Consider the following 14,575-nt stretch of genomic DNA (forward strand, 5'->3'; position numbering starts at 1 on the left):
CTCCCTAAGGGTCGGCGGCAACATATGAAGCGCTTCAGTAGGCCGTCAACGATGTCAGGTCCGGGGCGCAGGTCGGCGGCGTGAGCGGTGTGAAACTTCCAGCGCCGGGTAGCTGCGGCCCCGTACCACACGGATCGCACCCAGGCAGGAGAAGTAGATGGCCATCGACAACCCGTCCGACCTGTTCCTCTACGAGCTGTCCGGCATGTACGACGCCGAACGCAAGAGCAACCACCTCGTGGGCGAGATGCTGAACCAGGCCGAGCACAGCCCCCTGGCGCAGATCCTGCGCGCCCAGCAGCAGCAGGGGCAGCAGAAGATCCAGAACATCGAGACGTGCTTCGCGATGATGGAGATGGAGCCGGCGGAGGTGCCGTGCGCGACCCTCGACGGGATGCGGGCGGAGTTCCACGCGTTCACCGGGCAGCGGCCCTCCATCGAGGCGATGGAGATCTACGCCGTGGACGCGGAGACCAAGCTGGCCCACTACGGCATCGCCGGCTACCGCGGGCTGATCGACAAGGCCCTGCTCATGGGCGAGATGCAGTGCGCGCAGATCCTGCAGACCAACCTGGTGCAGAAGCAGGAGAACGCCGGCACGTTCGAGCGGATCAGCCACGAGCTGGGGCAGCGCGTGGCGATGAGCGTGTGAGGCAGCCGGAGGAGGCCCCGACATCGGGCCTCCTCCGGTCCCACACTCAGCCGCCGAGAGACGCGGCCGCCGAGGCGATCGCCGAGGCGAAGGTGCTCACCTGGGAGTAGACGCCCGGGTAGTTCGGGCGGGCACAGCCGTTGCCCCAGCTGACGATGCCGACCTGGATCCAGGCGTTGGCCGCGTCGCGGCGGAACATCGGGCCGCCCGAGTCACCCTGGCAGGTGTCGGTGCCGCCGGCCGCGTACCCGGCGCAGATCTCGTCGTTCGGGATCAGGTCGGGATACGAGTTGTCGCAGGTGGAGTCCGCCACGTACGGCACGGTCGCCTTGAGCAGGTAGCGCTGCTGTGCGCCACCCTCCCGCGCCGCGCCCCATCCGGAGACGGTGAAGGTGCCGGTGTTGTACGTGGTGTTCGTCGCGATCGGCAGCGTGGCCAGGCCGCTGACGGGCGAGGCGAGCCGGATCAGTGCCCAGTCCTTGCCGTTGCCGTTGTACCCGGGCGCCCGGTACACATAGTTCGACCGGACCTGGATCCGGCTGGACGACTGGAGGTCGACCACGCCGAGCGTCGCGGTGATGCTGGTGTTGGTGCCGGTGCCGTTGACGCAGTGCGCCGCGGTCAGGACCAGCCGCGGGCTGTAGAGCGCACCACCGCAGCCCATCGACAGGCGCACCATGAACGGGAACTCGCCCTGCGCCGCGCGGGTGCCGCCGACGACGTCCTGCTGGGCGTGCGCCACGCCCGGCAGGACCCCGAGCACGGCGATGACGGCGGTCAGGACCGCCAGGAGCCTACGTACCATCCGAGAGCCTCCCCAACGAGTTGGATGATGGGGAGGATGATATCCATCGATTCGATACCTATGGATATATCGTCCGACTCATACTGCCGACCACGATGCTGGTCTCGGTCTCCGGGTCGGTGACGGTGCGCGGCTCGAGCCCGGCGGCACGCAGGATCCCGTGCGCGACGTCCAGTTGCCCGTCGCCGGCCTCGGTCAGCAGGTGCCCACCGGGCGCCATCCAGTCCGGTGCCCGCGCCGCGACCCGCCGAAGCACCCGCAGCCCGTCGTCGCCGCCGTCCAGTGCCGCGCGCCGCTCGTGCACCCGGAACTCCTCGGGCAGGAACGCGATCTGGGCGGTCGGCACGTAGGGCACGTTCGCCAGGAGGACGTCGACCCGGCCGCGCAGGTCCTCCGGCAACGCGTCGAACAGGTCGCCCTCGTACACCTCGACACCCTTGAGATTCCGGCGCGCGCAGGCGACCGCGACCGGGTCGATGTCGGCCGCCACCAGACGGACTTCTGGCACACCGCGCACGGCGGTGGCACCGAGGGCGCCGGTGCCGCAGCACAGGTCGAGCACCGTCTGTCCACTGTGGAGCAGTTCGTGGGCGGTGGTGGCGAGGAGTTCGGTACGGTGCCGCGGGATGAACACGCCGTCGGCGATGGCGAACCGCTCCCCCGCGAACATCGCCCACCCGACGAGGTATTCGAGCGGATGCCCCGCGACGCGCCGCTCCACGAGCCCGTCGAGGGCCGCAGCGTCACCGGCGGCGGCCTCGATGAGCAGCGCCGCCTCGTCCTCGGCGAACACGCATCCGGCGGCCCGCAACCGCTCGATCAACCGCTCGATCACAGTGAGCACGCCGCACTGTAGCCCGCGTTAGGCTGATGTGTGCGCGCTGTCATGCTGTCCGGCCCCGGTCCGGTCGAGAATCTGCAGGTCGTCGAGGTGCCCACGCCGGAGCCGCCGCCGGGCTGGGTGCGGATCCGGGTGAAGGCGGCCGGGCTCAACCGCTCCGAGCTGCACACCCGCCTCGGCTACGCCGACGGCGTCGTCTTCCCCCGCGTCCCGGGCATCGAGGCGACCGGCGTCGTCGACGACCCCAACGGCACCGACCTCACCCCCGGTCAGCAGGTCGCCACGATGATGGGCGGCATGGGCCGCACCTTCGACGGCGGCTACGCGCAGTACACCGCGGTGCCCCGTGACCAGATCATCCCGTTCGTGTCCGAACTGCCGTGGGAGGCGATCGGGGCGGTGCCGGAGACGCTGCAGACGGCGTACGGCTCGCTCACCACCGGCCTGGACCTGCGGGCCGGGCAGACCCTGCTGATCCGCGGCGGCACGTCGTCGGTCGGCCTGGCCGCGGCGGCCCTGGCCCGCGACCTCGGCGCCACCGTGCTGTCCACGACCCGTTCGCCGGACCGGTTCGCGGCGCTGTCGGCCGTCGGCGTCACCCACCCGTTGGTCGACGACGGCTCGGTCGCGGCGCAGGTGCGCGCCCTGTACTCAACTGGCGTCGACGCGGCCCTCGAACTCGTCGGCACGCCCACACTGCCGGACACCCTCGCCGCGACCCGAATCCATGGCACGGTCTGCTTCACCGGCATGCTGTCCAACGAGTGGCTGGTCCACGACTTCTACCCGATCGGCTACCTGCCCACCGGGGTGCGCCTGACCGCGTACGGCGGCGACGCCAGCGACCTGCCGGCCGCGGTCCTGCAGCGCTACCTGGACCGGATCGCCGCCGGTGAGGTGACGCTCGGCCCGGTCCACACGTATCCCCTCGACGACATCCGCGCCGCGCACACCGACCTGGAGCTCGGCACGAAGGTCGGCAAACTGGTGGTGCTGCCGTGACCGCCGGCTTCGAGCAACTCGTCGCGGATGCCCTCGCCGCGCCCGTCGAGGGCTGGGATTTCGCCTGGCTGGTGGGGCGCTCGCAGGGCGGCCAGCCGTCGTGGTCGTACCGCGACCTCGCCCGCTCGCAGTTGGACCGCGCCTCGTCGCTGCTGGACGTCGACACCGGCGGCGGTGAGCTGCTGTCCGACCTGGCGCCGCTGCCCGCGCACGCCGTGGCGAGCGAGGCGTGGGCGCCCAACGTCAAGGTCGCCGCGGACCGGCTCGCCCCGCTCGGGGTGATCGTCCGGCAGTCCACGGGTCCGCTGCCGGCGGACGACGATGAGTTCGACCTGGTGCTGAACCGGCACGGCGCGTGCGACGCTGTTGAGCTGGCCCGGGTCCTGCGGCCCGGCGGGATGCTGCTCACCCAGCAGGTCGGCAGCGACGACTGCGCCTCGCTGAACACCGCGCTCGGCGCGCCGCCGGCGTACCCGGCGGGCAGCTGGGACGCCGCTGTCGCCGGCGCGGCCCTGACCGCGGCCGGGTTCACCCTGGTGGAGGTCCGCGAGGAGCACCCGGAGCTGACGTTCACCGACGTCGGCGCCCTGGTGTTCCAGCTGCGGATGGTGCCGTGGCAGGTGCCCGACTTCACCGTCGCCCGTTACGACGAGGCGCTGCGCCGCCTGCACGCTCTTGGCCCGATCGTCACGCACGCGCACCGGTTCCTGATCCTGGCGTCGCGGTAGCCGTGGAGTATCCGGACCTGTCGCCGTACGAGTACCACCCGTTCCCGCTCGACATGCATCACTTCTACGCCCCGACGGGGTGGTAGACACCGCCCCTTCGATGGTCCTGCACTCCATCGAGGCGCACGGCTACCGGCCGCCGGAGGCGTTCCTGGCGGCGCTGCCGACGTTCGTCGACCCGAGCCTGGGGCTGGCGCGCCGAACGCCTCGCCACGGTCATGCTGGACCCGTCGGCGGACCTGGACCTCCGCCTCGCCGGCCTCGACGACCTCGTCACGTGGAAGCACCCGAAGGCCTACGAGGCGCTGCTGGCCGGGGCCCGGGACCCGGGATTCGACGGCATCGGCCACGAGTTCGGCTACCGCCTCGCGCAGTTCCAGCCGTACGACTTCGCCGCGGGCCTCCTTGCCGAGCCGCTTCCCGAGTCTGTCTGGCCGGGCATCGACGAATGGAACCACGGCTGACGCTCCGGCGTGTAGGAGTGTGACGATTCGTAGAAGGACACTCCTCGCGGCCACCGCAACCGCCACCGGCGCTGCTGCCCTGTTGCCGGGGCGCGCCGTCGCGGCCGCCACCGCCGACCTCACCGTGCACGCCGTCGGCCGGGACGGCGCACCCTCGCCGGCGTTCGTCGAGGTGATCCGGACCGACCGACCGGCCGAACCGGTCGGGCTCCCCTTCTCCGGGACGGTCCGCGTGCCCCTGGAACGCGGCACGTACCTGGTCTCCGTCGAGGTGCAGGGATCCGGCGAACGGACCTGGCTGCTCCAACCCTCGCTGCGGGTCGACGGGCCTGTCGTGGTGACCGCCGACGCGCGCGCCGGCCGGCCGGTCGCGATCGCCGTGCCGCGCGCCGACGCCCGGCCCGAGCTGCTCGAGGTCCGGTACCGGATGCCGGTCCAGGGCGGCGACACCTACGAGAACGGTTTCGCGGTCAGGGGCGACCTGCACGGCGTGTACTTCGGCCCGCTCGGCCCTTCACTGGCGGCCGACGGGTTCCGGGTCATGGTCGCGGTCACCATGGCCGCCACCGGCGTCTCGTATCTGCTCGGTTGGATGGTGTACGGCCAGCTGCCCGCCGGCCTGTCCCGGGTGTTGACCACCGGGCACCTCGCGACCGTCGAAAACGGTTACGGGGCCAGGGTTCACGGTGGGCAGGGCACCACCTACAGCCGGCCGGCGATGCCGGGCGGCGGGGGCGTCTTCGCCGCGGGGCTGCCGCTCGGGCCGCTGCCCGCTTCGCGGGTCGAGCACTACAACGTGGACGCGGGAGGTATCACGTGGCGCACGTCGTTCGAGGAGCTGACCGCCTTTGCCATCGCACCGCCGACGAAAAGCTCGAACACGGCGCTGGTTGAGGACGGCCCGACCGTCACGCTGGCCGGCCCGCCGGTCGGGTTCCGGGCGCCGCTGCGCACCACCGCGGCCTGGAACACCGGCGTCGCCGGGCCGAGCCTCGCGGCGCAGGAGCTGCCCGAGCAGTGGGTGTCGCGCAACGGTGACACGCTCGTCGTCGCGCCCCGGCTGCACGGCGACGGCGCCGGGCATCCCGGGCTGGCCGCCTACGGCTCGGCGCGCACTGCCCTGTACCGCGACGGGGTCCTCATCCACGAAACCGATACCGCCGATGGCGTCTTCACCGTGCCGCCATCACCCGGCCGGTACCGCCTGGAAGTGCGGGCCGAGCCGGTCGCCTTCGGCACGGTCGTCCAGGTGGCGTGGACGTTCCGGTCCGAACATGTCCCGGGCCCGGACTGGCGGCGGGTGCCGCTGCGGGCCGTGTCGTTCGACCCGGCGCTGCGCGCCGACGGCACCGCGCCGGCCGGGCGGGTGTTCCGCTTCCCGTTCCGGATGACGACCCAGGCGGCCACCGCCGTCCGGCCGGCCGTCGAGGTGTCCTACGACGACGGCCGCACCTGGTTCCCGGCGGTCGTGACCGACACCCATGTCGCGGTCGCGCACCCTTCGGGCAAGGGCTGGGTGACGCTGCGGGCCACGGCTGCGGATTTCGAGCAGGTGGTGCTGCGGGCGTATCCGTTCGGGCCCTGACTTTTGCAACCGGACAACCCCTTGTGCGCAACGGATCTACACCTCACGCTATGTGCTCACACAAGCACGGAGAGTGTCATCCGTTTGGTCGGCCCGCAATGGAGCGGGCCGGGATGGGGGTACGGCGACATGCACACATGGGTGAAGCGGAGCCTGGTCACCGCGGGGATCGCGGGCGGGATGTGGCTGCTCTGGGCCACTCCGGCGACGGCGTCCGAGATCGACCTGCGACTCCTCGACGGCGGGTCAGCGCCCACGGGCAACGTCCTGTCCGTGACCGTCGGCCCCGTCTCGGCCAACGTCGGCGTGGGCGGCGCGCAGGGCACGGCCCCGCAGCTCGCGGCAACGGTGAACGTGGGCGGCTCGGGCTCGGGCGGCGGCTCGGGCGCGAGCGGTGGCTCGGGCGCGAGCGGTGGCTCGGGCGCGAGCGGTGGCTCGGGCGCGAGCGGTGGCTCGGGCGCGAGCAGCAACGCCGGATCGACTGCCAACGCGGTGGTCAGCGTCGGCGGCGCGACCGGCGGCACGACATCGAAAACGGTCGCGGCCGCCGACGTGTCGGTGGCGAACGTCCCGGCGAGCGTCAGCGTGGTGCTCGGCAAACCGGCCGCCACCACAGGCTCGGTCGGATCCACGGGCGCCACGGTGCGCATCGGTGGAGCGCAATCGATTACGGCCGACGTTCAGGTCGGGGTGGGCACATCCACCAGCGTCGGCGCCACGGTCACGGTGGGCAGCACGGGCGGAACCAGCACGGGCGGAACCAGCACGGGCGCCGTGGTCACGGTGGGCAGCGCGACCGGAAGCGGAGCCGGCGCGGGCGGGACCGGTACAGGCGCCACGGTCACGGTGGGCAGCGCGAGCGGAAGTGGCACGGCGAGCGGCACCGGTACAACCGGAAATGGCGGAACGAACGCCACGAATGGCACCGGAGCGCCGGCGGGGAGCGCCGGGAACCCCCTCGTCCTCATCAATGGCGAGGTCCCCGTCTTCGCCGCCGTCGATGACCGCGCCGGCGCCGGGGCGCTCGCGGTGACCGGGGCGCCGCTCGCCGCCGTGGCGATGTTCGGGCTGCTACTCGTGGCGCTCGGCGGCGCGCTCGTCCGGCGCCGCCGCCGGCACGGCTGAGCCCGCAGCGTCGCCGCTACGGGCCTTGACCACGAACGGCAGGGCGCAGGCGGACACCGCGAAGGAGACGAGGAACGAGGCCGGGTAGCCCCACAGGTCGGCGACCCGGCCGAGCGCCAAGCGGGTCCAGCAGACCACCGGAGCAGGGCGTTCAATTCCGGTCGCCGGCCGCGTCAGCTGGAGGGCAGAATTCAGTCAGATTTGATCACGACGGTGTTCGTGTGATCGTCAACCGGGATATTCCGTAGAATCCACGTCATATTACCCGGGCAGGAGAATTAAATGCACGAGGGCGAATGGCTTGAACGATATTTGACGGAAGAGGAGGTGCTTCGACTGGAAGGCGTCACGGTTTCAGTTTCCGCAGGTCGCACCCTCGGGATGGTGACACTGCTGGCAGGTTGGCGTGCTCATGTGCTCCGCATCGAGAGAGAGCTAGAGCTGCCCGATTCCGACAGGACGGTCTGGGGCATGTACGACTTGATCGCCGCATACTCCCTCAGAAGCTTCATTGCCCATGGAGTAGAGATTTCCAGGTCGAATTCCCTGGACGGCTTTTTGCGGGCGCTTGATGGCGTGGACGCCGTGTTGAGAAGCTACACCGAAACCGATGAGTCCATGGCTGTGCGCCGCATTGATGGAGGCGGAAGGCCGGGTGGCGAGTGGTGGTGGGACCTAGTCCCGCGCACTGGGCCGATCCGTCGAGAAGCGGAACAATCGAAGCCGAAGAAGTGAAACCGCTTGCCTCTTCCTGCCGTCGACACCAACCGGCCTCGTGAACTGATCAGACACGACCTCACCGCCGAGCATCCGAACCAGCCGTGGGTCGCGGACCCGACCGACGTGCGCACCGGTTTCGGCTGGGTGCACGCCGCGTTCGTCCTGCACGTGTGTTCCCGGCTGATCGTCGGCAGGCAGGTGTCCCATCTCAAGCGGAATTGGCGGAGCATGCTAATGCCAGAACCCGTCGTTCGGGTACCAGTAGACCAGCTCAGGCAGGTGTTCGAGCTGCTCATTGACCATGTTGCCAGGAATTCGGGAACAGGACTGACAGTATCAAGGGATTATTTTTGGTCGATACCGGCGTCCGAGCGATACGACGTCTACGCCGTGCCTGGGGAGTTCACGATCGGCCGGGTTTCCGAGTCTTTGGCAAATCTTCAAGGAATGCTTGAGGACGAGTCAAAAGCTCTTGGTTACGGACTCGTCTGGCTTGCGGACGTCTTGCGGGCAATCGGCGATGAAGCCGTGGGATGACAGCATTCCGAGTGAACCGCAGATTGCTGAGCCTCGGTTGCCCGGCGTCGTGGACATGAGTCCTGCAAGAACAGTTTCGCCGCTGGGACGCTGGTCCTGCTCGGCCGACGGCACGAGCAAACCGATCCAGACCAGCGTGCGCGTGCTGGACCGCACCAGCACCGCAACCAGGTACAACCTCACCCACACGTACTATGTACTCGCAGGTCGGACTCCCGTCCTCGTCCACCACACGGGATGCACGCCGCTGCCGCAGGACGCACTGGGTGAGGCCTTCAATCTTGCCAATACGCCCGACAACCTGGGGCATGCCATTGATCCCGCGAAACACGGACTTGAAGACATTGTGCAGGCCGCCGGAGGACGCTCTGAGGCGATGCGAGATATTGAGGTTCAACGAGTGATCTACGATCAGACGATAACCATTCGAGGTGAAATGGTCGACGGCGTTCCACGAACAGGTACAGCCTTGACTCATCGAGATTCCCGGGTGCACGGTGACGACCGCGAATGCTGATCCGGACTGGGCTGCCCCCCGTCGCCCGCTCACGCCCTTGGAGCGTCAAGTCATCACCGCCGTCCTGTCTGATGACTGTCCAAGCGTGAGTGAGCTGAGACGCCAGCTTGCCGCTGCGCAGGTATCGAACACATGGCCTCCATCTGGCTCGCCAAGTATTGATCTGTACGTGCCTTCGGCCGTACCGGCGGCGCCATTAGACGACGGCGCTCTCCCGATGAACGCTTACGTCTACGATGCGGATCAGAATTATCTTGGCGAGCTGATCGTCTGGATATCTGATGGGAGGCTCTCGGCAATCGAATATGCGTGGGTTACGGACCACATGCCGAACTCATTGCCGGCCGCCGAGCTCGTGAGAGTCGGCCGGCGGTGAGATTGCATTCGTTGCCCGCGCGTTCAAATTCGAGTTGCCAAGAGCAGTACACATTCCAGGTTCAGGCGGATCAGGACCGCCAATCCGGGAGGGCGGCGGACTTTCTACAAGGGCGGGCAGGAAGAAAGATGATCTCAAGATTGGGCGGGGTGAGGACTGATGCCAGAGGTTGATTTGGTTGCAGATCGCAACGCATATCTAGCTGTCCGGTCTCATTGTGCAGCCGTCTTCGATCTTGATGCCAGGTTGCCTGACCAAGTGTTCAGAAGGGGCTTGAGCGGCGCTCTGTTCTGCGAGTTTGATGCTGTACTCGCCCCGGATCTCTGGCCAGCACTTCGCGCGATGGCCCGATGGCATGGCGACACGCAGGTTGAGCTTCTGGTTCTGGAACCGGACTCCGATGCATTCTATCTCCCGGAGTATCGGATTCACCCGGCAATGTCCTTATCTGTCGAAGCCGGCGCGGACGATTACTGGGGGGCGATCGGCTTTGAGCCGGGCGGCGACGTCATGGGGTCCATCTCGATCTCCGCGAACGTCATTGCCGTGACGGGGCCTTCAGGGAGATGGGGTTGCTGGGGTGAACGCGATCCCGAGGTTGCGGTCTTCCAGGGATTCCCGAATGCGGCCGCCCGAAAGGATTGGTGCGCGCAGTTCGGTCCGTTCTTGGATGCATCGGGCGCGCTGGAATCGTATCTCCCGTTGTCCTTTGCGGGTCGAGCAGTTCCGGTTGAGTATGCCGCCACCCTAACCGCAAACTACGGCACTTCGGAAGGAACTCCGCAGGACGGAGGTCTTGGGTGATGGTGGGTGGCGGCATTTCTCGGAGTGGGACCGCAGGCGTAATCAGTGACTGAGCAGCTGAACGATAGGTCGGCTGACGGAACCTGTTTCGGAATGCTCTCGATCGGGAGTGTTCTGCGCTACCCGGGGTGGGCTTTGGGTGGCGCGGAGTTTTGAGTGCGGCCTTTCTTTCGGTCCATCGAGAGAGCGAAGCCCACTGGGCCCGCGACGTCACCTACGCCGAAGACCGCACCGGCACCGGACCCCAGAGTCATGGCATCGCCTGACGACTTTGCCGAGACCCTGGCCCAGGAATCACCCGCGCTCAGTAGCGTGCTTGTCCGGCGCCGGCGCTCGGGCAGATCGCGTTGGACGAACTGGGGATCACCGCTGCGTGGGACTGTTTCACGAAGGGCGATATTGGCGGGTGTGTGGAGACCGCGCTCACGGTGGCCACGTCGTTCTTCGGTGGGCTGTTGGGCAAGCTCGTGGCGAAGTACGGGTGACGGATCAAGGCGGGGTTGAAGGTCGCCGACCGGATCCGCAAACTTCTCGGCGACCTGATCGACGGGGTCCAGACCTGGCTGAAGGAATCCAAACTCGCGAGACTGTTCGCCAAGTCCTGCAAGAACAGTTTCGCCGCCGGGACGCTGGTCCTGCTCGCCGACGGCACCAGCAAACCGATCCAGACCCTGGCAATCGGCGACTGGGTCATCGCCACCGACCCGGACGCCGGCCACACCACGCCACGCGAGATCACCTACCTGCACGTCAACACCGACGAACAGTTCACCGACCTGACCGTCGCCGTAGACGGTCGGCCGGCCGCCGTCATCCACACCACTCAGGAACACCCGTTCTACAGCGTCACCGATCACACTTGGACCTTCGCCGGGGACCTCAGCCCGGGCGAGCAGCTCTACACCGCAGACGGCACCACCGTGCGTGTGCTGGACCGCACCAACTTCACCAGCACCGCAACCATGTACAACCTCACAGTTGACACCACCCACACGTACTATGTGCTTGCCGGCAACATCCCAGTTCTCGTCCACAACACGTGTGGTCCGAATGCGGCGAGTAGCTGTGGGAAAATTGCGGAGGGGCTTGGATACTCAGTCCGGGAGATCAAGGACGCAATTCATGCCGTCAAGCTTAAAGGGATGCCCCGCGACGGCGCGCAACGCAACCCCGATGTCGTTGTCGACCTCAAACTGGTGAGGTGTACGTCAAGCTGCCCGACGAAAGTCCGAGCAGCGACTCAATCGGCAATGTTTTCGACCATCTACGGGAGCGCTAATGAATGGCGAGACATGGGCGCGAGTGAGCTTGCGAATTGTGAGCCCAAGCTTGACTATCCAGGAGATTGACCAGCTCCTGAGTAGGACGAGTTCGGCTAGGCAAGGCAATCTGTGGGCAGTAGACCTAACCGCGGACAGTGCCGTTGCATTGAATGAGCAGCTCCAGATTGCGAAGGACTATCTTCAGAGCAAAGCGGGGGTCCTGGAGGAAATGACCGATAGTGAAGTCAATCTCAGTATTGGCTGGACGCCGCGAAGCCCTCAGGATGGAATTGTCATGGATGCGGAGATGATAGCGTTGATGTCCAGGATTCGGTGCTATGTCTTGCTAGATACGTACCTCGATTGACCAGCTTCCGGCCGGCTCACCAGCAGCAAAATCGAGACCGAGAACGCCGCCAGCCCCGGCGCGTGGATTGAGCGGCTCACTGAGGGTTACGGCTACGACGAGGCCGGCAACGTCGAGTACATCGCCGAGACCCTCGGTACGTCGGTGGTGTCCAATCAGTGCTTTAACCACGCTCTCAGTGGTTTTGACGATTATTGGAATGGACTGAGTTGACTTCGGCGGCAAGCGACTCCGATGGCCGTATCTCTGTCGACGAGCTGCAATTGTCGGCAATTGAGATCGACCTGCTGCGGGCTGGCCTCTTGCAATGGGGTGGCCCTGCGAATGCTCCGAACGAGTTTGCGGTGGCCATGGGCTTTAGTGATGCCACCAGCATGGTGTCAGACTGCATGCAGATACGGCGTTCGCTAGGGGTAGATGGAGCATTGACTCCACGCGATTGGACGCGGGCGCTGCTCGCGCTCGAGCTCGCCTTCGCCAGCGATCTTGTCGGCGCCGGGTATGAGTGGTCGACGACCACCGGTTTGTCGGATGAAGGTACGGTGCAGAGTTTACGATCGGTTCAGCGGAAGCTGGCGGGCATCGTATTTCCAGCTATGCGCGGCGGAGCGCTGAGACCGGCACGGGACGGCGCTGTGGAGTAGGGTGCCGAACTTCGCATGATCACGGAACCGGGCCGGGAAGCCCCGCCCGAAGTTCCGTGATCACGGGCGGAAGTCACGGTGAGCGAAAGCGCCGGTGTCAGCAGCTACATCTACGACGCCAGCGCCTAAATCAGCTCCAAAGTGAGGTTTTCGACGAGTTTGGTGGTAAGGCTAACCTTCCATGCAACGCGCGGAATCCCGCGATGTACAAGCTTTTTGGAACAGGTCCTGGCGGCAAATGCGGTTGAGGTGGGTTGAATTGGCGAAAAGGCCATCAAGTGAGTGGCGCGAAGGTATAGCCGAGGAGGCCCGACTTGTTGCTTCAGGTGCTCTGGAGCAGGACTTCGCTGTCACGGCGAAGTTGTTTCCGCCTGACCTGCTTCAGCGATTTGATGACGTCTTCGACGCGTTCGAGCGAAACGTTTCCGAGTTGACCGTAAAGTCAGATACCAATGTTTTGGCAGTTATTCAAGCGGTTGTCTCAATGCTCAACATGCTAAATGATGAGTATGACTCCGATGCAATTGCCACTGGTGAGCGAGACGTGCTCTGCGAGTACATTGACCGAACAATCTCGGAATCGGGTGTGGACCTCGATGCTCTATCTGCTCGTCACGGCCTTGTTCGCGACGACCTGACCGACGAGTGGCGCACTTGGTAGTTGCCGATTAGGCCGTGTCCATTCGGGATCATTGCGTTCTCGGGTATTGGCTGTTCACGATAGTGATCAGTTCGTGTGAGTGGCCGGTGGCGTGGGCGATGTTGGTCGCGCCGGTGGTTCGGTGGTAGCCGATCGCGGTGGCGAAGACGCTCGGCCGGATCGCCATGGATGAGCTGGGGGATCACCGCCGCGTGGGACTGCTTCACCCAGGGCATATCGGCAGGTGTGTCGAAACCGAGCTCACCGTCGCCACCTCGTTTTCGGTGGGTTGCTGGGCAACTTGCCGTGAAGTGCGGGTGGCGGATCAGGGGATTCGCAAACTCCTCGGTGACCTGGTCGAATCGGGACCTGGGCAGCGAAGGTCACCTCGCCACCGTGAGCGACGGCGCCAGCGTCATGCAACATACCCGGCCCGGTGCGGCAACTACTACCAGTATCCCGAGGCATTCGGGGAGGCCTGAGTGAAGCTGTGCACCGTGGAATTCCAGGTGGACAACGGCACGTTGACCATCGGTGCCTCGGCGATGCCGGACGATGACGGGCCGACGCCCGCGGAACTGCCGGAGGTGACACCGACGCAGATCTTCGTGCAGTGGCGTCAGCAGGTCGGGCCGGTGCGGGTCGAGCTGTGGAGGACGTATGGCCCGCCCACCGCGCACGAGGTGGCCTCGGCGGTGCTTCAGCTGGCGGCGGGGCGGATGGTGGTGGGTGAGACGTTTCGCCCGCCGTGCCTTTCGTGGCAGGCCTGCGCTCCGGGAGGATCGTTGGCCGTCCGGGTCGGCGCCGACAGTGAACAGGATGCCTCGGTCGTAACGGTGGTGCTCGATCCGGTCGATGAGCGGCTGCCATCGACGCGCGAAAGGGCCGGCTTGGCCCGCCGACTCGCCGACTACCAGGAGCTGGCGAATCTCGACGTGGTCCTGGTCGAGCACAGCTTCCCGGTCGAGCGGTGCGCGGCAGCGGTACGGACCATCCGCCGCGCCGTAGACCAAGGCGTTCACGCCGCCCGGGTGCGATACGGCGTGGAGAGTCTCGTGGAGTGGATGCGATGGTTGCGGGCCGACGTATCCACTCAGGACATCGACGGTTTGGTCGAGGAGGTCATGCTGCAAATCGCTGCGGACGCTCCACTCGACGAGACCGCTCGCGTGATCATTGCTGGATTCGCCGAGCGGCTCGGGATGACCTTGGACGGGCTGCTGGTTGCCAGGAGATAGGGCTGTGGACCTGTGCGGCAACTCGTTCATGCCTCGTGGCCGGAGACGTCTCGGTCGGACTCATCGATCTGATGGGGCGGGAAGTGGATTTCCGATCACGAGAGAGTATTGATTTGACGCTGACCAGTATCGACCTTCGGGCTTTTTGTGGCGCCTTGATGTTCGCTTTTCTGAATTGCTCGTCGGAAAAGGCATTTCATCATAGGTACGGCTTCTACGGTGAGAACGTAAAGACGGTGGGTTGGGCGATATTTGGATCGCTTCAAGG

The 14,575-nt window shown here is 66.3% G+C and carries 18 protein-coding genes and 1 pseudogene; 16 read left to right on the forward strand and 3 right to left on the reverse strand.

The annotated features are described in order from the left end of the window. The first annotated feature begins 157 nt into the window (after nucleotides 1-157). On the forward strand, nucleotides 158-652 hold the full coding sequence (locus Dsi01nite_RS45725; protein ID WP_203852739.1) for a YciE/YciF ferroxidase family protein: 495 nt from the start codon (nucleotides 158-160) through the stop codon (nucleotides 650-652). A 46-nt stretch (nucleotides 653-698) separates the two neighbouring features. Here Dsi01nite_RS45725 and Dsi01nite_RS45730 read toward each other — a convergent pair whose 3' ends face one another. After that, nucleotides 699-1,457, reverse strand: coding sequence for a S1 family peptidase (locus tag Dsi01nite_RS45730; RefSeq protein WP_203852740.1), 759 nt, complete (start codon nucleotides 1,455-1,457; stop codon nucleotides 699-701). A gap of 58 nt (nucleotides 1,458-1,515) precedes the next feature. Then, nucleotides 1,516-2,301: a putative protein N(5)-glutamine methyltransferase gene (locus tag Dsi01nite_RS45735; RefSeq protein ID WP_239136717.1), complete on the reverse strand. Its 786-nt coding sequence runs from the start codon at nucleotides 2,299-2,301 to the stop codon at nucleotides 1,516-1,518. 30 nt (nucleotides 2,302-2,331) lie between these two features. On the opposite strand from Dsi01nite_RS45735, the gene Dsi01nite_RS45740 reads away from it, so the two are divergent. The 6 genes and pseudogenes from Dsi01nite_RS45740 (at nucleotide 2,332) to Dsi01nite_RS45760 (ending at nucleotide 7,202) form a co-directional block, all read left to right on the forward strand. Further along, nucleotides 2,332-3,300: a zinc-binding dehydrogenase gene (locus Dsi01nite_RS45740; RefSeq protein WP_203852741.1), complete on the forward strand. Its 969-nt coding sequence runs from the start codon at nucleotides 2,332-2,334 to the stop codon at nucleotides 3,298-3,300. Next, on the forward strand, nucleotides 3,297-4,028 hold the full coding sequence (locus tag Dsi01nite_RS45745) for a class I SAM-dependent methyltransferase (protein ID WP_203852742.1): 732 nt from the start codon (nucleotides 3,297-3,299) through the stop codon (nucleotides 4,026-4,028). Before Dsi01nite_RS45740 ends, Dsi01nite_RS45745 begins: the two co-directional genes overlap by 4 nt. Before the next feature lie 79 nt (nucleotides 4,029-4,107). Beyond that, nucleotides 4,108-4,179, forward strand: a pseudogene (locus Dsi01nite_RS59240) (DUF7919 family protein); the annotation flags it as partial. Nucleotides 4,180-4,246: 67 nt separating this feature from the next. After that, nucleotides 4,247-4,492, forward strand: coding sequence for a hypothetical protein (locus tag Dsi01nite_RS45750; RefSeq protein WP_203852743.1), 246 nt, complete (start codon nucleotides 4,247-4,249; stop codon nucleotides 4,490-4,492). A gap of 19 nt (nucleotides 4,493-4,511) precedes the next feature. Further along, nucleotides 4,512-6,077 carry a hypothetical protein gene (locus tag Dsi01nite_RS45755; RefSeq protein WP_203852744.1) on the forward strand — a complete coding sequence of 522 codons (1,566 nt, stop codon included), beginning with the start codon at nucleotides 4,512-4,514 and terminating at the stop codon, nucleotides 6,075-6,077. Between the two features lie 141 nt (nucleotides 6,078-6,218). Then, on the forward strand, nucleotides 6,219-7,202 hold the full coding sequence (locus Dsi01nite_RS45760) for an LPXTG cell wall anchor domain-containing protein (RefSeq protein WP_203852745.1): 984 nt from the start codon (nucleotides 6,219-6,221) through the stop codon (nucleotides 7,200-7,202). Here the strand turns inward: Dsi01nite_RS45760 and Dsi01nite_RS45765 are convergent. Beyond that, nucleotides 7,149-7,340: a hypothetical protein gene (locus Dsi01nite_RS45765; RefSeq protein ID WP_203852746.1), complete on the reverse strand. Its 192-nt coding sequence runs from the start codon at nucleotides 7,338-7,340 to the stop codon at nucleotides 7,149-7,151. The two genes, Dsi01nite_RS45760 and Dsi01nite_RS45765, sit on opposite strands and share 54 nt — an antisense overlap. A 144-nt stretch (nucleotides 7,341-7,484) precedes the next feature. Here Dsi01nite_RS45765 and Dsi01nite_RS45770 point away from each other — a divergent pair, with 144 nt between their 5' ends. The 9 genes from Dsi01nite_RS45770 to Dsi01nite_RS45810 all read left to right on the forward strand — a co-directional run bounded on the left by Dsi01nite_RS45770 (nucleotide 7,485) and on the right by Dsi01nite_RS45810 (nucleotide 14,307). Continuing rightward, on the forward strand, nucleotides 7,485-7,937 hold the full coding sequence (locus tag Dsi01nite_RS45770; RefSeq protein ID WP_203852747.1) for a hypothetical protein: 453 nt from the start codon (nucleotides 7,485-7,487) through the stop codon (nucleotides 7,935-7,937). Nucleotides 7,938-7,943: 6 nt separating this feature from the next. Next, nucleotides 7,944-8,459 carry a hypothetical protein gene (locus Dsi01nite_RS45775; RefSeq protein WP_203852748.1) on the forward strand — a complete coding sequence of 172 codons (516 nt, stop codon included), beginning with the start codon at nucleotides 7,944-7,946 and terminating at the stop codon, nucleotides 8,457-8,459. Then, entirely contained in the window at nucleotides 8,443-8,976 is a 534-nt protein-coding gene (locus Dsi01nite_RS45780; RefSeq protein WP_203852749.1) for a hypothetical protein, read from the forward strand. The genes Dsi01nite_RS45775 and Dsi01nite_RS45780 overlap by 17 nt, the downstream gene beginning before the upstream one ends. Before the next feature lie 85 nt (nucleotides 8,977-9,061). After that, nucleotides 9,062-9,352 (forward strand): hypothetical protein, encoded by a 291-nt coding sequence (locus tag Dsi01nite_RS45785; RefSeq protein WP_203852750.1) that lies wholly within the window; start codon nucleotides 9,062-9,064, stop codon nucleotides 9,350-9,352. Between the two features lie 159 nt (nucleotides 9,353-9,511). Then, nucleotides 9,512-10,156 carry a hypothetical protein gene (locus tag Dsi01nite_RS45790; RefSeq protein ID WP_203852751.1) on the forward strand — a complete coding sequence of 215 codons (645 nt, stop codon included), beginning with the start codon at nucleotides 9,512-9,514 and terminating at the stop codon, nucleotides 10,154-10,156. 500 nt (nucleotides 10,157-10,656) lie between these two features. Beyond that, the gene (locus tag Dsi01nite_RS45795; RefSeq protein ID WP_203852752.1) at nucleotides 10,657-11,505 is read left to right on the forward strand and encodes a polymorphic toxin-type HINT domain-containing protein; all 849 of its coding nucleotides are present in this window, start codon (nucleotides 10,657-10,659) and stop codon (nucleotides 11,503-11,505) included. 474 nt (nucleotides 11,506-11,979) lie between these two features. Next, the gene (locus tag Dsi01nite_RS45800; protein WP_203852753.1) at nucleotides 11,980-12,429 is read left to right on the forward strand and encodes a hypothetical protein; all 450 of its coding nucleotides are present in this window, start codon (nucleotides 11,980-11,982) and stop codon (nucleotides 12,427-12,429) included. 181 nt (nucleotides 12,430-12,610) lie between these two features. Further along, nucleotides 12,611-13,090, forward strand: a complete 480-nt coding sequence (locus tag Dsi01nite_RS45805) for a hypothetical protein (RefSeq protein WP_203852754.1) — start codon at nucleotides 12,611-12,613, stop codon at nucleotides 13,088-13,090. 476 nt (nucleotides 13,091-13,566) lie between these two features. Further along, entirely contained in the window at nucleotides 13,567-14,307 is a 741-nt protein-coding gene (locus tag Dsi01nite_RS45810; protein WP_203852755.1) for a hypothetical protein, read from the forward strand. The last annotated feature ends 268 nt before the right edge of the window (nucleotides 14,308-14,575 follow it).

This window comes from Dactylosporangium siamense (assembly GCF_016862795.1).
Lineage (GTDB): Bacteria > Actinomycetota > Actinomycetes > Mycobacteriales > Micromonosporaceae > Dactylosporangium > Dactylosporangium siamense.